Source organism: Guptibacillus hwajinpoensis, from assembly GCF_001039475.1.
Classification (GTDB): Bacteria; Bacillota; Bacilli; order Bacillales; family Guptibacillaceae; genus Guptibacillus; species Guptibacillus hwajinpoensis.
In genome coordinates this window covers 433,455-449,464 of record NZ_LELK01000004.1, presented here as the reverse complement: position 1 = coordinate 449,464, position 16,010 = coordinate 433,455, and the positions used below count along the sequence as shown (strand labels likewise).

General features: G+C 37.0%; 16 protein-coding genes and 1 pseudogene. 4 read left to right on the top strand and 13 right to left on the bottom strand.

Features of this window, described 5'->3' with window-relative positions; genetic code table 11:
• The first annotated feature begins 138 nt into the window (after positions 1 to 138).
• Positions 139 to 1,491 (top strand): MAC/perforin domain-containing protein, encoded by a 1,353-nt coding sequence (locus tag AB986_RS21200; RefSeq protein ID WP_053216167.1) that lies wholly within the window; start codon positions 139 to 141, stop codon positions 1,489 to 1,491.
• Positions 1,492 to 1,743: 252 nt separating this feature from the next.
• Here the strand turns inward: AB986_RS21200 and rfbB are convergent, their stop codons facing one another.
• From rfbB to AB986_RS12615, 3 genes are all read right to left on the bottom strand, one after another.
• Positions 1,744 to 2,727 carry a dTDP-glucose 4,6-dehydratase gene (gene rfbB / locus AB986_RS12625; RefSeq protein ID WP_407921922.1) on the bottom strand — a complete coding sequence of 328 codons (984 nt, stop codon included), beginning with the start codon at positions 2,725 to 2,727 and terminating at the stop codon, positions 1,744 to 1,746.
• Positions 2,728 to 2,872: 145 nt separating this feature from the next.
• Positions 2,873 to 3,442: a dTDP-4-dehydrorhamnose 3,5-epimerase gene (gene rfbC / locus AB986_RS12620; protein ID WP_048311486.1), complete on the bottom strand. Its 570-nt coding sequence runs from the start codon at positions 3,440 to 3,442 to the stop codon at positions 2,873 to 2,875.
• Positions 3,443 to 3,684: 242 nt separating this feature from the next.
• A complete protein-coding gene (locus tag AB986_RS12615; RefSeq protein ID WP_048311485.1) occupies positions 3,685 to 4,953 on the bottom strand; it encodes an MFS transporter in 1,269 nt (422 codons plus the stop codon).
• A gap of 246 nt (positions 4,954 to 5,199) precedes the next feature.
• On the opposite strand from AB986_RS12615, the gene AB986_RS12610 reads away from it, so the two are divergent.
• The 3 genes from AB986_RS12610 (at position 5,200) to AB986_RS12605 (ending at position 7,253) form a co-directional block, all read left to right on the top strand.
• Positions 5,200 to 6,270 carry a ThiF family adenylyltransferase gene (locus AB986_RS12610; protein WP_048311484.1) on the top strand — a complete coding sequence of 357 codons (1,071 nt, stop codon included), beginning with the start codon at positions 5,200 to 5,202 and terminating at the stop codon, positions 6,268 to 6,270.
• Entirely contained in the window at positions 6,249 to 6,380 is a 132-nt protein-coding gene (locus AB986_RS22850) for a hypothetical protein (protein WP_269082695.1), read from the top strand. Before AB986_RS12610 ends, AB986_RS22850 begins: the two co-directional genes overlap by 22 nt.
• A 201-nt stretch (positions 6,381 to 6,581) precedes the next feature.
• Positions 6,582 to 7,253 carry a 5'-methylthioadenosine/S-adenosylhomocysteine nucleosidase family protein gene (locus AB986_RS12605; RefSeq protein WP_048311483.1) on the top strand — a complete coding sequence of 224 codons (672 nt, stop codon included), beginning with the start codon at positions 6,582 to 6,584 and terminating at the stop codon, positions 7,251 to 7,253.
• A gap of 100 nt (positions 7,254 to 7,353) precedes the next feature.
• Here AB986_RS12605 and AB986_RS12600 read toward each other — a convergent pair whose 3' ends face one another.
• The 10 genes and pseudogenes from AB986_RS12600 to AB986_RS12560 form a co-directional block, all read right to left on the bottom strand.
• Positions 7,354 to 7,950, bottom strand: coding sequence for a transposase (locus AB986_RS12600; RefSeq protein WP_048311482.1), 597 nt, complete (start codon positions 7,948 to 7,950; stop codon positions 7,354 to 7,356).
• A 20-nt stretch (positions 7,951 to 7,970) separates the two neighbouring features.
• Positions 7,971 to 8,363 (bottom strand): magnesium chelatase subunit ChlI family protein, encoded by a 393-nt coding sequence (locus AB986_RS23005; RefSeq protein ID WP_321212311.1) that lies wholly within the window; start codon positions 8,361 to 8,363, stop codon positions 7,971 to 7,973.
• Positions 8,364 to 8,366: 3 nt separating this feature from the next.
• Positions 8,367 to 9,530, bottom strand: a pseudogene (locus AB986_RS12595) (YifB family Mg chelatase-like AAA ATPase); the annotation flags it as partial.
• Between the two features lie 476 nt (positions 9,531 to 10,006).
• Positions 10,007 to 10,276, bottom strand: a complete 270-nt coding sequence (locus AB986_RS12590; RefSeq protein WP_048311481.1) for a hypothetical protein — start codon at positions 10,274 to 10,276, stop codon at positions 10,007 to 10,009.
• A 572-nt stretch (positions 10,277 to 10,848) separates the two neighbouring features.
• Entirely contained in the window at positions 10,849 to 12,264 is a 1,416-nt protein-coding gene (locus tag AB986_RS12585) for a sensor histidine kinase (RefSeq protein ID WP_048311480.1), read from the bottom strand.
• Positions 12,257 to 12,931: a response regulator transcription factor gene (locus tag AB986_RS12580; protein ID WP_048311479.1), complete on the bottom strand. Its 675-nt coding sequence runs from the start codon at positions 12,929 to 12,931 to the stop codon at positions 12,257 to 12,259. Before AB986_RS12580 ends, AB986_RS12585 begins: the two co-directional genes overlap by 8 nt.
• A gap of 73 nt (positions 12,932 to 13,004) precedes the next feature.
• A complete protein-coding gene (locus AB986_RS21195; RefSeq protein ID WP_053216166.1) occupies positions 13,005 to 13,772 on the bottom strand; it encodes an ABC transporter permease in 768 nt (255 codons plus the stop codon).
• A gap of 13 nt (positions 13,773 to 13,785) precedes the next feature.
• Positions 13,786 to 14,598 (bottom strand): ABC transporter permease, encoded by an 813-nt coding sequence (locus AB986_RS12570; RefSeq protein ID WP_048311478.1) that lies wholly within the window; start codon positions 14,596 to 14,598, stop codon positions 13,786 to 13,788.
• An 11-nt stretch (positions 14,599 to 14,609) separates the two neighbouring features.
• The gene (locus tag AB986_RS12565) at positions 14,610 to 15,335 is read right to left on the bottom strand and encodes an ABC transporter ATP-binding protein (protein ID WP_048311477.1); all 726 of its coding nucleotides are present in this window, start codon (positions 15,333 to 15,335) and stop codon (positions 14,610 to 14,612) included.
• 87 nt (positions 15,336 to 15,422) lie between these two features.
• The gene (locus AB986_RS12560) at positions 15,423 to 15,986 is read right to left on the bottom strand and encodes a flavoprotein (protein WP_048311476.1); all 564 of its coding nucleotides are present in this window, start codon (positions 15,984 to 15,986) and stop codon (positions 15,423 to 15,425) included.
• Between the last annotated feature and the right edge of the window lie 24 nt (positions 15,987 to 16,010).

Below are 16,010 nucleotides of genomic sequence, written 5' to 3'. Positions count from 1 at the left end.
CATGAAGATCAGTTGTGTCATTAGGAATGGGTGAATCATGAGAACCGTCCCCGTGATTCCTTCATAATTATTTGTTACTTACATATAGTCACTGTATGCTGGAAATTTCAATTATTGGAAAAAGAGGGAGGAATATGGATGAGTAGTACTGAGGTTGGATTTATTAAGGGTATGGAACTGGGGCAAGGATTTAACACGGCAACTTATGATATTAATCCTCCAGGGTTAGATCATGTAGAAGTTTCTAAGGGTGATACGGGTACTGGAGGTCAAGATGTTTCATACCAGGTAGACGTGAAAAGCAGTACACAAGAGGTCAAAAAAGTATTGAATGTATCAGCTAGTGCATCATTTAAGTATGAAATGAGTTTTAGTGGATCGGCGGCAGCAAAATTTGCTAATTCAATTGAACAAAAAAGCTACAGTCTTTATATTATTGTTCGTGTTAAAGTGATAAATAAACAGATTATGATGAATTTAGGTGAAATTAAGTTAAAAGACCATGCAAAAACTCTGTACAAAGATGATCCCAATGCGTTTATTAATAGGTATGGTGACTCCTTTGTATATGGAAGAATTAACGGTGGAGAATTCATGGGCGTTTTAGAAATTGAGACTCAATCTGAATCAGATTTTAAGGAAGTTCAAGCCTCCCTTTCTGCTACCATTAATACTGGAGAGCTTAATGCAAAAGGTAAAGCTGAATTTCAGGAATCATTGAAGAATTTAAATTCATCCTATCACATGAAAGCTTATGTAAACCGGCAAGGTGGAAATGGTGAATTAAACAAGGTAACACCTGAACAGCTTCAAAAAGATTCATTGGCTTTTCCTGGTACAATTAATGATAAGGATGCATCCCCCCTTTCGGTTTTAGTAATGTCATATAGCAACATTCCTATCGAAGGTGTTGACGAAGATAAAATCTCTTCCATAGTTTCTTCACAGGTATCAAAGATTGATGAATTAGGAGCATTACAACAAAAGTTTGTCAGCTATCATACCAAGCTGAACAATTCATTGAACAAGCAGGAACTTTATCCTGGGATAAAAGTAAATGAAATTCAAGAACGTATATACAAAATAAGCGAACAGATTTCATCTATTAATGAAACGGCAAAACTCTGTTTCTCTGATCGTACACAATGTAACTTACCAGAAACGATTGATAAAACATTATTAGAGGATATTCTCCCCACTCAAATTCCCAACTTAGGTCAACTTTGGGTTTCATCAGAAGGAGGTTGGCGTGGAGAATGGGTTCGAAGGGATAATACTAACAAATTTGATGCTACTTGGACGAAGAATGGTAATAAGAATAAAGCAGTGTTAACAATAAAACGCAACCAAAATAAGATACTTATCGAAAGGGTGGAAAAAGGAGTAAAAATTATGTATACAGGTATTATAAGTGGAAATACAGTGAAAGGCACACAATTTTATGCTGGAAGGGAAACCCAATGGAGCGCTGAAATTTATGGTCTTGTTTAATCTTAAGTTTTCTGAATAACCGTGAATCACCGCGTGAATCACCGGGACGGTTCTGCTGATTCGCTCGCTTATACAAAATCAAATGAACAGGGGTGCTAATCAATAGTATGGTTAGCACCCTCTTTTTGAGTCAACTAGTAATAGATATTATAAAAAACTCACTAGCGAACTTCATTAATTATTTTCTTACACTTTGAAGTGAATCACGAGAACCGTCCCCGTGATTCCCAGAAGACAGTAATAGTAGTTCTTTTATCCAGAAAAAACAATTTTCTTACACCACATTTCATTCTCCTGATACCACTTAATCGTCTCCACAATTCCTGTATCAAAATCAAAACGAGGTTTCCAACCTAATTTCTCTATTTTGGAGGGATCAATGGCATATCGTTTATCATGCCCCAGGCGATCGTCTACATACGTGATTAATTCTTCTGATTTCCCTAAGCTAGATAGAATGTTCCGTACAACCTCCAAATTAGTTCGTTCATTATTTCCACCAATATTGTATACTTCCCCCACCTGTCCACTGTGTAGGACAACATCCAATGCAGAACAGTGATCATATACGTGGAGCCAATCACGAACGTTTTTTCCATCACCGTAGACCGGAATCTTTTCATCGTTCAGTGCTTTTGTGATGACAAGAGGAATGAGCTTCTCCGTATATTGATAGGGACCATAGTTGTTGGAGCACCTAGTAATAACAACCGGCATTCCAAATGTTTCGTGATAGGAACGAACAAGCAAGTCTGATGATGCTTTGCTTGCGCTATAGGGGCTGTTTGGTTGAAGCGGCGTATTTTCGTGAAAAAGCTCTGTTGAGTTAAGCTCCATCTCTCCATACACTTCGTCAGTAGAAACGTGGACAAACTTTGATACACCATACTTTTTCGAGGCATCAAGCAAAACCTGAGTTCCAAGTACGTTCGTTCGAACGAAAACCTCAGGGTCTACGATTGACCGATCGACATGACTTTCTGCAGCAAAGTGAACAACGTAATCAAAGCAAAACTCAGAGAAGAGTGCCATCATTTTTTCTCGATCCGCTATGTCTGCCTTAATAAAATGATAGTTATCACTTTCCTCTAAATGGCTGTGCTTAAGTAAGTCACCGGCATAAGATAAAACGTCGACATTATAGATAGTGTACTCCGGATAGTGCTTAAGCATATATTGAACGAAGTTCCCACCAATAAAGCCCGCTCCACCGGTTATTAACAGATTTTTTCTCATGATTTGCTCACACTCCCACACAAACTACTTATTGTTCTTCCACTTGATATAGGAAATGACTTAAATGACTTCACAATACTCACCTACATGGTCACTTTCAATCGAATTTTCTTTGTTCCAGTCTAGTATCACTACACACACTATTCTACAGAACTTGCACCTCTTCACTTTCAAAGTTGATCTCCGCATCCTTCAGCATTGGATGCAATTGATCTTTGTTTGAAAGAATCGGCTCTTTAACAGGCCAATCGATTCTGAGTTCGGGGTCATTCCAGATGATGCCACGATCATGTTCAGACGAATAATACTCATCTACTTTGTAACAGACGTTCGTTCCTCTTGTTAGCGTACAGAACCCATGGGCGAAACCCTTTGGCACAACCAGCATCCGGTGGTTATACTGATTTAAGATATAGCCTTTCCACTGCTTGTAAGTCGGCGATTCTTTTCGAAGATCCACAACGACATCGTAAATCGCACCTGTTATGACACGAACTACTTTTAGCTGAGCTTTAGGATTCAGCTGATAATGAAGACCTCGAAGTGTCCCAGCTTCCTCTGAGAGAGAATGGTTGTCCTGTACATATTTGGTTTCTAAACCAAGATCCTCAAAGCTACGCTCGTTGAAGCTTTCTAAGAAAAAACCTCGTTGATCACCGTACACAGTCGGCTGAAGAAGTTTTACACCGTTTAGAGATGATTCGATTACCTTCACTATCCTTCTCCTTTCCTAGGGCGAACTCTTTTCTACTATCGATCACTAGTGTTCTATACTATTATTATAACGTTCATTATTGAGAACACAAGGATAATTTTAGAACTCTCTAACGAACAGGAATCACGGGGATGGTTCTCGTGATTCAACCCTAAAAAAAGAAACACAGGCGAACGAATCATAAAATGATTACGTCCTCCTGCTTTTCTTTGGGTAATCATGAGAACCTTCCCCGTTATTCTCTATGCAGATGATCTTACACTTGATATGTTCGAATCTAATCTAGTAGCAACATCTTTGAACAATACGATGCCTATAATAGCCGTTATAAGAAGTATGATGAACAGGATCGAATGATGAATGAATCCTGCAACGATTACAAGTAATGAAGCCCACATTTCGGCTGCGTAATACCCCATTCCCTCTAAAGCCTTGTAAGTGCTCATTTGATCTTTTGGTGGAATTCTAGAAGAATAAGTAGATCTCATAGGTAAATACATTAGCTCACCTATGGTTGCAATCAACATGGCAAACAGTAAGATCCATATATTTAATGATGCCGCAATCATTAGATATCCTGCAGAATATAGAATTAATCCGGCTACTAATATAGTTTTTTCTGAAAGATATTTAAATAAGTAAGTAATGAATAAGCCTAATAGTACCACTAATACTGTATTCTCAGTTAACAAGACACCTAAAAATTCTTGACCAGACATAGCTATTGACCATTTGGCTATCTCAATAGGTGACGAATCATGCATTTCTTGTGAGAGACGAATGCCAACAGAATAAGTTAAGTGTAACTCTAATGAAATGATGAGAACTAGAGCAACGAGGTATTTACTCATCAGTTTGTCTTTTAGTAGGATACTATACGTTTTTATAATGCCGAACTTTGTTGTACGAATTGTATTGTTTTTCACGGGTTGGGTGTCTTTAATAAAGCATTTGAATACAAATGAAAGGAAGCAAACTAGACCATATAAACAAAAGAGCAAGAAGGTATAACGATTAAACATGAATCCTCCTGCGACACCCCCTAAAGCTACTGCTAGATTTGCAAACCAATTCGCTATCGTAAACATATATTTTCTCTCATTGGTTCCTGTTGACTCGATAAGTAGAGCTTGACCAACAGGGCCTTCTACTCCATTAGCAATCCCTATTAATGTAAATAAGGGGAATGTGAAATAGATTAGAAGGTAGTTGTTAACATCTAATAACGGAGAGTGCAGTAAGATAATGCAGATGCTAAAGAAAAGTCGGAAGACCGATGCATATATTAATAATTTCTTCCTACCCATTCTGTCAGAATAATGTCCCCCTACCATTGAACCTGCCATAGAGAAAATGATGCTGACTAAAAGGATTAGACCAGCCATACTTTCTCCAAGATTCTTCGCATAATAAATAGCAAGAAAAGGAAAGATCATAGTTGATAATAAAATATTTATGGTGGAATCCATTAATCTTAATTTGACATTGCGATGAAATGATAAGAACTTCATATAAACCCCCTTCAGCACTAATTATATATAATTTTCTCAATATTTGACAAGTTATGTATATTTAGGTTATTCTGTTAATGTACTGCTATCCGGGTAGTTAATTTATCATTGAGAGGAGTGATTTTTTTATGAAAAAGACTAATGAAGTAGTAGTAATGGCAGATTGTGAGCATACATGGGCGGGACCAAGATAATAACAACTAGCGGAAAACACTTCAGTGTTTTCCGCTTTTTATGGGGGTTAACATGAGCAATATTTTACGATATAAACCATATATAAAATGTATTTTAAATTCTGATGAGAAAAAAGTGATTTTCAATAGACCGTTACAGGACGGCAATCAAGGAACCGTTTATGAATTATCAGATGTAGGAGTAACTGTGATTAAATGCCTTGAAGGTGGAATTACTCGTGATCAATTATTCGTAGAAGTTCTCTCTCGATTTCCAGATGCACAAATGGAAGTTGAATCTATCTTGCATCTTTTATTAGAAGAAGGATTTGTGGAAAAAGAAAATCATACTCAACCAGATCTTGAGCTAGAAGAAAAATACAATCGTATTCTACCTCTTTGGGCTGAACTAGAGGCAAGCGATACAAACCGTTATCAAATACAACGTTCACTAATGAAGAAAAAAATCGGAGTAATTGGATGCGGAACAATTGGTTTCGGTGTTATTAGTAAATTGCTTTCAATGGGTATCTCTCATTTCTATCTTGTCGATGGAGACAATGTGGAACGTACTAACCTTACTAGACAACCCCTTTTCACCTTAAAGGATATAGGAAGACCGAAAGTAGACTGTGTAAAAGAATTTATTGAAGCACGCATTGAACATCCGATTGTGGAGACCCATATCAAGACGGTTCAATCAGAAGATGATTTATCTATTTTAAGTGACGTTGATTTAATCGTAGTAGCTGCAGATGAAAATAACATAGAGATTATGGCAGAAAGATTTGGTGAAAAGGTAAATAAACCAATCTCTTATACTGGAGGATACATAGGTCATACTGGCAAAATCTATCCTTTTTATATCCCAAACCAAACACATAGTCACTCCTGTTTAGTTAATCGCTTTCAAAACACTAGAATAAATAAAGGAACTACCCTCAATGAGGATAAAAGACTAATTAGTAGTACGTCCCAGATGGCAGATTACATAAGTAGTATTGTATCATTCGAAATTGTTAAGTTTCTCATTGGCTTAGTTGATCTATATTTAATTGATAAACTAGTCATTGTTGATTTTAAATCCTATTCGAATCATGAGATTTCTTTAGGGGAAGGTGAGTGCATCTGCCAGTTCGGCTGATTCGAATCACCGGGACGGTTCTCGTGATTCAATCGCGTAAAGAAGAAACACAGGCGAACGAATCATACAATGATTACGTTCACCTGCTTTTCTTTGGGTATTATTTGTGAGTAATCAGAGATGAATCATGAGAGCCTTCCACGTGATACGGAGCAAATATTTAATGAATTGTAAGCGCTTCAGTCCTATAAGGTCTAGTTAGTAAAAAGGGTATTTACATATTAATAACGAGTTGTTGATGAATAGAGTATGAAGGATAGTGTTGAAAATGAAATTCAGACCGTGTAAAGACATTGAATAGTGATAAGTTGATGATCGGAATAAGTATAGCAACGAAGTGGGAATATGAAGCGACATTGGCATATTTCGGCGTAAAAGATAATGAACGTATCGGTTATCCTTATGGGGAGTATTTCATAAGAACGATTAATGCTACCGACCTTGTTTTTTATTGTACTGGTGTAAGAAAAGTAAATGGTGTTGGTGGTAATCAGTATATGATTTCTAAATTCAATTTAATTAAAGTAATTGTTGCTGGAACATGTGCAGGAATAGATGATAGGTTCAGTAATTTGGATATTTTTGTACCCAATAAAGCCGTTCAGTATGATTGCACAGTAAAAGAAGTCGAGCCTCTGATTAAACAATCCTTCATAGTTGATATGGATCTATCAAAATATGAAAAAGGTTTTTATACCGGAACGATTGGCACTGCTGATAAAGCAGTCGTTATGTGGAAGGACTATTTAGAACTGAAAGAAAACGAAATAACAATAGCCGATACAGAAGCGGGTGCAATTGCTTATATCTGTCAGAAGAATGATGTTGAATGTATTATTATTAAAGGAATATCTGATTTCCCAACAGATGAAAGCACCTCTGATAAATTTCACTCAAACATTGAACAAATGAGTGTTTATTTAGAAAACACACCCAAAGTTATGAGCAAAATATTTGACGAATATTTAACACGATTTATATAAATAGATTTGGAGTTTGAATCATGGGGACGGTTCTCATGATTCATTATCTGTTACAACAATTAAAGACTCCCTGTTATTCAATACGTACATACTTAATCATTCAAGCCCTATAAATCAACGTCTGCGAAACTCCCAAAATCCTTGCTATCTGCCTTTGCGACACACCCTCAATACACTTCGCCTTCCGTAAAATCGGATCCCTTCTCTCTTTCGGTAAACTCTTCACCTGTGCAATTTCAATCTTTCCAATGATTTTTTCAATAAAAAACCTCGCTTCATCGTCAGTCAACCTTCTCCTATAAGACTCCACATCCTCTAAACAACGATCATCGTTTACTATCTCGTTAAACTCTTTAAACCGCTCAATCGCCGGCGATCTGTCTTTTCCAAACATGTTTAATATCACATCATAATCTACCAACCGCGTTACCGAAGTTAATTGATAATACTGCTTACAGCTACTCCACTCCCATTCCTCCACAGTCCCTTCGTTCCCTTCTTTCATAAGAAGGTGAACGTGATTGCTCATTAAACACCACGCATAGATTTTCACCTTGTACAGGGTTGAATACTTTTCGAGGGTTTGAAGGAATTGAAGCCGATCTTCATCATCATGAAAGATTTCCTGTCTGTTTGCTCCTCTATAGATAATATGATAGATTCCTGTATGGCTTTTTTGTCTCGCTTTACGTGGCATGACGCATCACCACAAGCTTTCTATTTGTAGTGCACATCTTGGTTTTCTCCCGTTATTGATCTCTTATGAAATGATTTAATAGAACGGAGGGATAACTTTCTTAAGACTAGCGCTTCTTCAATGGCTGCATCTGATATGCTAGATTCACCATTCAAGTCAGCGATTGTTCTGGCAAGGCGTATGATTTTGATTTGGACGCGATTGCTGAATCCCTGTGCACTTGATAAGGACTGGAGGTTTTGTTGCTGGAGTGGTGTGAGAGGGCTACTGCTTGTGAGTTGTTCAAATGAAACGCTCCCGTTGCAAACTTCTTTTCCATAACGATCATATTGTCGCTCTCTTGAAGCAATCACCCGCTTTTTCACCTCTTCTGATGGTTCGATACCACTAAAATTGTGTTCCTTTAGATTCACCGGTTTTAGCGAAAGTAAGATGTCAATTCTATCTAAAATTGGACCAGATACGCGACTTTTATATGCTTTGATTTGCTTTTCTGAACAAGTGCAGTAGTGGTCACTTGAGCCCAAATACCCACATGGACAGGGGTTTATAGCAGCGATGAAGATAAATTTCGCAGGATACGTAACGGTGGAATGCACGCGGCTTATCGTCACTTTCTCATTCTCCATAGGTTGCCTCAACATATCGAGCGTCTTCTTTGAGAATTCACCTTGTTCATCTAGAAATAACACACCTCGATGAGCAAGCGAAACTTCGCCTGGCTTGGGATTGGTTCCTCCACCAATGATCTATACAGATGAAGCAGAATGATGAGGGTGACGATACGAAGGTAAAGTAAGCGAGTCGTACGGCGCACCAGCTAATTGGTATAAGTTGATTTTTTCAAGCTGGGCTTCCTTTGATAGTGGCGGGAGGATGGATGAGAACGTTTCAGCTAAAAGACTTTTTCCACAGCCTGGTGGACCATCCATGAGAAGATAGTGTTCTCCGTTTGCGGGAATTTCTAAAGCTCGCTTTGCGAAATCATGCCCTATTACTTGATTGAAGTTTCGTTGAAAGTGAATGAGTTCATCTGTCGATTCTTTTGGCTTCGTCACCGACAGGATCTGTTGACCCGAGAGTAGATCAACTACATCCTGAATGGTCTGGATGTATACCAATTCCAGCTCGTCAATTTCCACCACAGGAATCGTGGGGTCAAATGGTAGGAATAACGTTTGAAGCTGTAACTTTTTTGCGGCCAGGATTGCGGCTATCATACCTTCAACTGGTAAAATCGTTCCGTCTAAGGATAACGCACCAATAAATCCGGTGTTGGGAGGGATTTTATCATTAATCGCTTTAAGTTCTTTCAAAATCCCAATAGCGATAGGAAGATCAAATAACGGACCGTTCTTTTTTTGCTCAGCTGGTGAAAGATTGATGACAACTTTGGAATCGACTAAAGGAAAACCTATACTATAAAGCGCAGCCGATACCCGCTCCTTCGATTCTTTAACAGATGCATCAGGTAATCCAACCATAATAACGGTCTCAATCCCTTCCGTTACTTGCACTTCTACCTGAACACGGTAACCTTCTAAACCTTTTAATCCTATGCTTGTGATTTTTGCGGACATGGATTAGCTCCTTTGTATTTTGTTTTTTATTAATAATTGGTTTTATAAGGCATTTTGGGAGGGACTATCATTCATAGAAAGGAATGTGGAGTGGTTGTGGTGTTGGGATAAAGAATGAGTTGTGATGTTAGCACATATTAGGCTTGCTCTGTCACTAGTGGTATTCGTAACATTTTACTTAAGAGGTTAAAACAAAGAGCTTAATCATTCTCACGTGTATAAAGGTTAGGAGAATATCGTTTCCTAGTTGAGTAGTTGATACATCGATATTAAATTCTCTCTTCGTACATGAAGTCCTTCATTAAAGCCATTAAAAACGATCCTTTATTTTCAAGTTCCAATACTCAACATAAGTAACATACCTTTGCTTCTCTGTAAAATAAGGTAAGAGTTGCTCTCCTTTTAGTTTATACGATTAGATTGTAGGGATATTCTGTCGATATGCTTTTTCAATTCGATAGTTTCCATCTATAATTTCATACATTCAGGTCTGATTTCAGCTTGAATAATGGTTTGTTGACGTCGACTGTTAGAAGGTGCTCCTCGTTTATTCTGCTATGGAAGTGATGTTTGAACCACACCTTTAATTCAATTGTTTCTAATTCTACTTTAATACTTCCGGATTGGATGTGCTCTGCTATTCGAGTAATATTGAAATGAAAGATTCCATTTGGATAAATTTCATCGCCTATATTACAAGAGAGCGGAAGATAGTTTTGGTTCATCTGAATTTTTCTATGCTTCATTCTTACTCTCCATTCTGGTGTTGTTAGTTACTTTTATTTTATCACTCCTCCTACAAATTGAGGGATCATCTATAGAAAAGTGATTTAATCAAACGTTTGTTTAATAAACTGGATGTTTGCAATGAGAGTCAATAGTTATAACCACTCCTTGATACTTATCACTAAAAACTCCGGTTTAATAGACTTGCAACTTGTTGTGCGAGTTTATTAAATCGGAGTTTGGTCCTTACAATGGCATAGGCCGATGAATGATATGGCATTGCTACGACTATAGTCTTTGACTTTATTTAAGCTGTCTTCTGTTGCAAAGGTCTGCACTTCTATATTGCAACAAACAACATGTCTAATTGCAATAAACACTAGCACTAATTTTATTTCAAACAACTAAAACAATCAGAAGCATCTTCCTATTGATTCATGACTCCCCAAAATAATAAAAAATGGACATATCGTTAGAATGGTTAGTTCATTTAGTATTCTTTACCAAAGTATCAATCAAATAACCTTTTACATACCATTAATATCCATAAAGCGTGAAGTGAATCAGGAGAACCGTCCCAGTGATTCCCCTCTTATGATGGAAGAGAGAAAGCTATACAAGCTCCTTTTTTGTTACAGGCCTCCACTGTACCTCCATGAGCTTCAACAATTTTTTTCACTATGAACAATCCCAACCCTTTATCTTGATCTCCATTATTGGATCGTTTTGAGTCTTCATTTTGGTAGTACTTATCAAAGATATGGGGGATATCTTTGAATTCAAATCCTGGTCCACTATCGTGAATAGTTATGCTTACCTCATAAGAGTATAATTCTAATAATACGGATATTTCTCCCCCTTTAGGGGTGTATCGTACTCCATTAGAAATAATGTTGTCTAAAACTTGGCGAATGCGCTGAGTATCTATTGCAACTAGTTCAGAGCTTTCACGATGATCTATACATTCTATACAGAACAAAAAACCTTTAATTTCAATAAAGCGTTGATACTCTTGGAATTCTTGCAAAAAATAATGTTTAGGTTCAATAAAGGTAGTTTTCAATGGCATTAGTTCTTGAGGCATATCTTCAGCCCCTACTAGTTCTTTAACTAGCATGGTTACCCTAGCAACTTGTTTCCGAATTGCTTTCGTATACTTCATGTTACTTTCATCAATTTTTTTTGAAAGGATTTCTGCATTCGCACTCATGATTGTCAAAGGTGTTTTGACATCATGAATGATAGCATCCACGAACTCTTGGCGGTCCTGCTCCAGTTTCCATTGCTTCTTCAATGATTTTTGAAGAGCGATCTTCATCGTCTCAAACGCAACCGTTAAGTCACCAATTTCGTCATTCTGTTTTGGAGTAAGCGTAAAGCTTAAATTCTCCTCTCGTACCTGGTTGGTAGCTTGTAGCAATTCATTGATTGGAGTATAGATTCTGCTCCATAAGCGCCCTCCAAAAAGGTATGTAAATAGTACAATAAAGATAAACGGTAAAATAAATACTAACAAGAAGACATAACGCATGATGTTTTCAGCTATCGACTGAATTTGGTATTGAATTCGAACAGCTCCAATCAAGACGTTGTCCTCGTTCGTGATAGGGATATATTCTGTTACCCTTTCCTCATCTAATTTTGCAGTATTTATACTATTTACTACGGAAGAAGAATCTTCCATTGGGTGCATATATTTGTATTGATAATACACATTTCCCTCTGTATCCATAACTTGATAGTTCATACCTGAAAGTGGTATCACATTGTCTAATTTTTCTTTAATAGTAGAATCATAAGTTAATAATCTCCCCCCCATTTTATGTACAAATGATTCTACAGTAGGCACTTGTGCTTCATAATAATTTGCATAGTATTTATTATCGATCGATTTTATTACGAGAATAAATACTATCACTACACCAACAGTAGACAAAAAGCTATACAATATCGTTTTCAATATTGTATTTCTAATTTGTTTTTTTAGGGGTTCTCTCTTATCATTCAATCTTATAACCTACTCCCCAGACGGTATGGATCATATTCGAGGTAGATTCGATTCGCCTCAATTTTGTTCGAATGTTACGTACATGTTCTGTGATGGAAGAAGAATCACCTATAGCATCTATCCCCCAAATCGTTTCATAAATTTGCTCTTTGGAGAATACCTGTCCAGGACGATTGGTCAGAATATCAATAATAATGAATTCACTTTTGGTCAACGTGAGTTTTTCACCATGATAAAACACTTGATGTCCTACTGAATCAATAGATAACCCCTTGAACATCTTGTAGTTATTCTGTATTTTAGATCTTTTTTCTCTGCGAATGTGAGCTTTGATCCTAGCCAGAATCTGGTGGACGGAAAACGGTTTTTCTATATAATCATCAGCTCCCTCACTCAGCCCCTCTATTTGATTTCTTGATCCTGTTTTAGCCGTTAAAAATAGTATAGTGACATTAGCAATGAGGCGTATTTCTTTACAAACCGTAATACCATCGATGTTGGGCATCATAATATCAAGAAGGATGAGATCATAGCTTTTTGATTTCACTTTCTCGATAGCCTGTGCACCGTCGAAAGCTATGTCGACAAGGTAGCCTTCTTCTGTCAAGAACTCCGCTAGAATATCTACTATTTCTTCCTCATCATCAACTACCAATATCCTTTCCATGTGATAACTCCTTTTTCTTCCATATTACTTATATTATAAGTGACTTTTCACCAATTTCAAACACTTCACTTAATCAATAAAAGTCTCTATTTTTCCACGTTAAGGAAGAAATCGGAACGAAAAGGGCAATCGTGAAAAACATCAGTACATACATATTAGGGAGTCCCTCAACAGATAATGATTCAAATATAAATTGTGTAGGTAGTAACAAATACAAAAAATCATCCATGAAATAAACCGGCATAATAAACATAAATAGAGTTGAGAAGAAAGCAATCATCGCGTTCGGCATGAGTAATGCGATCGAAGAACATAAGCAAATATTGGCCACAAGAATGAAATAGAAAAGTGTATAGTACTTAATTGTGTATAGGTAGCCTTCTACTATATTGTATCGAATAGGGTCATCAAAGAATTGAACATACTCTGGCATCGAATAAAGTAATGCGCCTCCAATGATGCCTGCAAGCAATATGAAAAGTGTCACCCCCGCCATCAACATAAAGAGTGTAATCCATTTTGAAAGCAAGAGCTTCATTCTGTTAAAGGGACGGCACATGATGAGATAGTATTTTTTTGATTTCACTTCGCTATTGAACATGATGATCGTAAGGATTGGGGTAAGTATTAACGATACAAAAAATGACACCTCACGTAATACAAACCAAGAGAAGTTCACAGCATTTAGCTGTGTGTTCACCTCTGGAGTGAATTGTCCATTATCAAATAGTGTTAAAAAATAAATACAAGCTCCCGTCGTGATGAGTGTAATGAGCAAAAGCCCCTTAACAATTTTCATTCTCCACATACGTTCAAACTCACTTTTAACCAATTGAACCATTAGATAACCCTCCCTAGACAAAGTAACTTCTTCGAGTAAAAATAAGATAACTTAGTGTGCTGAAAATAATAATATAAGAGCCCGTTACGCCTACGATCCAATACCAATGTTCCCAGCCTGACAGAAACAACGAAATTCCTGTGTATTGAATCTTCATGATGGAGGCATAAGCAAGAAATGTAACAAATGTGGATTCGCTTCCAAATGCTGTGGATTGCTCTAGCAATTGCGGAGCAGCAATTAAGAATAAAATCAATGATGCTCCACATCCAAGAACCGCGTTGATTGTTGGGCAAATGATTCCTATAAATAAAAACAAAGCTAACACCGCTACGATCGATATGAAGGCGAGTATATAATAGTAAACGATATAAAACACCATTGCTCTATTCGATATAGGCTCATCTGATATGAATAATATGGATTGCTGAGGTATATCAAAGAGTACCCACCCTGTGAAAAAGGAAGAAATCCCATAAACGAGCAACACAATTAGTACCGTTAACGATATAACGATAAATTTAGCTCTATAAATTTGAGCTAACGAGTATGAGCGTAATAAAAGCAGACGCAAATGACCATGTTGATATTCCTCCGTGACTGTAAAACCAATCAGCATAAGAAGTAGAAGATTAAATGTTATAAATAAGTGTTCCGCCAACCCCAGAATAGGGAAGTTTAAAGCTGTCGCAAAATCTGGTTGAAGTTGAATAATTTCCTCATTATTCGATTTATAGTACATACCTAAAGCAAACGTTAACGCAGGAATACTTAAAAACAGAATGATTATAAACTTTCTAGACCACAGACGTTCAAATTCACTCACTATTAATCCCTTCATGATGACATCAACTCAAAAAAGATATCTTCTAGACGTTGGTGATCGTCTTTTAACACATCCTTTGCACTTCCTTGATATTTGATCTCTCCATCCTTAATCATCACGAGTTCGTTACAAACGTGTTGTAACTCATCTAGTAAATGGCTCGAGATAAAAAACGTAATGTTCTTTGTAGAGTTTAAATAAAGAATAAGTTCTCTAAGATCCCTCATACCGATAGGGTCAAGTCCATTAGCTGGCTCATCCAAAATGATCACTTTCGGATTTCCTAATAATGCTTGGGCTATCCCTAGCCTTTGTTTCATACCTAGAGAGTAAGTTTTTATGATGTCGTCTCCTCGTTCCTTTAAGTTAACGATCTCAAGTACTTCCTCTACTTTTTGTTTCCTTTCAGATTTTGACAATTGATGTAAACGAGCTAAATTATTCAACATCTTCCTGCCTGATAAATACTCAAAGAAAACAGGAGCTTCAACGATTGCACCTATATGTCTTAATGCTTCTTCACGGTCTTTGTTCACATTTTTACCGTTTAATAACACTTCACCTTTATTCGGCTTTACGAGCCCCGTTAATAATCTCATCAATGTTGTTTTACCAGCTCCGTTCGGACCTAAAAAACCACAGATTACTCCTTCTTTAATACTGATAGAAGCATCATTAATTAGTGTTTTACGCTTTATCTTCTTCGTTAAATTACGTACTTCGATCACATTTTCCATAACTGTTCCTCCTTCATTCCTGTATAAAATAAAGATAACGAGAAAATCCCAAGGAATTATCAAGATTGGGAACTTTCTCGTTATGATTTAAAAACTTTTTCGATTATGTAATTCACTCTTTAGGTCTTTTAAAATAGATGGTACGTCCGGTATTATAAAGTTTGTTTTAATAGTACCAGATGCCACCTCATACGCGGATTTTTCTTCTGGCTGAACAACCATATGACCATCTTCTTTTAAGTAGTCAATATTTCGCTGTAAGCTAGCCTTTTCCCACATAAGTTTGTTCATGTTCGGATAAAAGATTACTGGATGATGGTGAGCTAATATGGTCGATAATAGTAAATCTGGGGCTAAACCGTGGGCAGCCTGCCCAATGGTATTAGCTGTAGCAGGGAGAATGATGAATAGATCTGCCCACCTAGCTAGTTGAACGTGATTATACTTATTTTGTAACTCATCCTCGCTCGTCACCATAACATCATCACAGAATAAGGAGATCGTTGAGGATGGTAGCATCTTGCTGGCTGATTCTGACATAATAACTTTTACGTTTCCGAAGTTATGTTTGATTGCCCCTAAATAGGTTGGCAAACTCAACACAGATATAGAACCAGTTATTCCTATTAATATATTCGCCTCTTCTCTCATAGGAAGCCCTCCTTAATCTATCCT

Coding starts and splice junctions, on each gene's coding strand:
- AB986_RS21195 (WP_053216166.1), bottom strand. CDS start 13,772: ATGGTTCAATTGGTTAAAAGTGAGTTTGAACGTATGTGGAGAATGAAA.
- AB986_RS21200 (WP_053216167.1), top strand. CDS start 139: ATGAGTAGTACTGAGGTTGGATTTATTAAGGGTATGGAACTGGGGCAA.
- AB986_RS12565 (WP_048311477.1), bottom strand. CDS start 15,335: ATGGAAAATGTGATCGAAGTACGTAATTTAACGAAGAAGATAAAGCGT.
- AB986_RS12600 (WP_048311482.1), bottom strand. CDS start 7,950: ATGCCACGTAAAGCGAGACAAAAAAGCCATACAGGAATCTATCATATT.
- AB986_RS12615 (WP_048311485.1), bottom strand. CDS start 4,953: ATGAAGTTCTTATCATTTCATCGCAATGTCAAATTAAGATTAATGGAT.
- rfbB (WP_407921922.1), bottom strand. CDS start 2,727: ATGAGAAAAAATCTGTTAATAACCGGTGGAGCGGGCTTTATTGGTGGG.
- AB986_RS12610 (WP_048311484.1), top strand. CDS start 5,200: ATGAGCAATATTTTACGATATAAACCATATATAAAATGTATTTTAAAT.
- AB986_RS12580 (WP_048311479.1), bottom strand. CDS start 12,931: ATGGAAAGGATATTGGTAGTTGATGATGAGGAAGAAATAGTAGATATT.
- AB986_RS12560 (WP_048311476.1), bottom strand. CDS start 15,986: ATGAGAGAAGAGGCGAATATATTAATAGGAATAACTGGTTCTATATCT.
- AB986_RS12605 (WP_048311483.1), top strand. CDS start 6,582: ATGATCGGAATAAGTATAGCAACGAAGTGGGAATATGAAGCGACATTG.
- AB986_RS12590 (WP_048311481.1), bottom strand. CDS start 10,276: ATGAAGCATAGAAAAATTCAGATGAACCAAAACTATCTTCCGCTCTCT.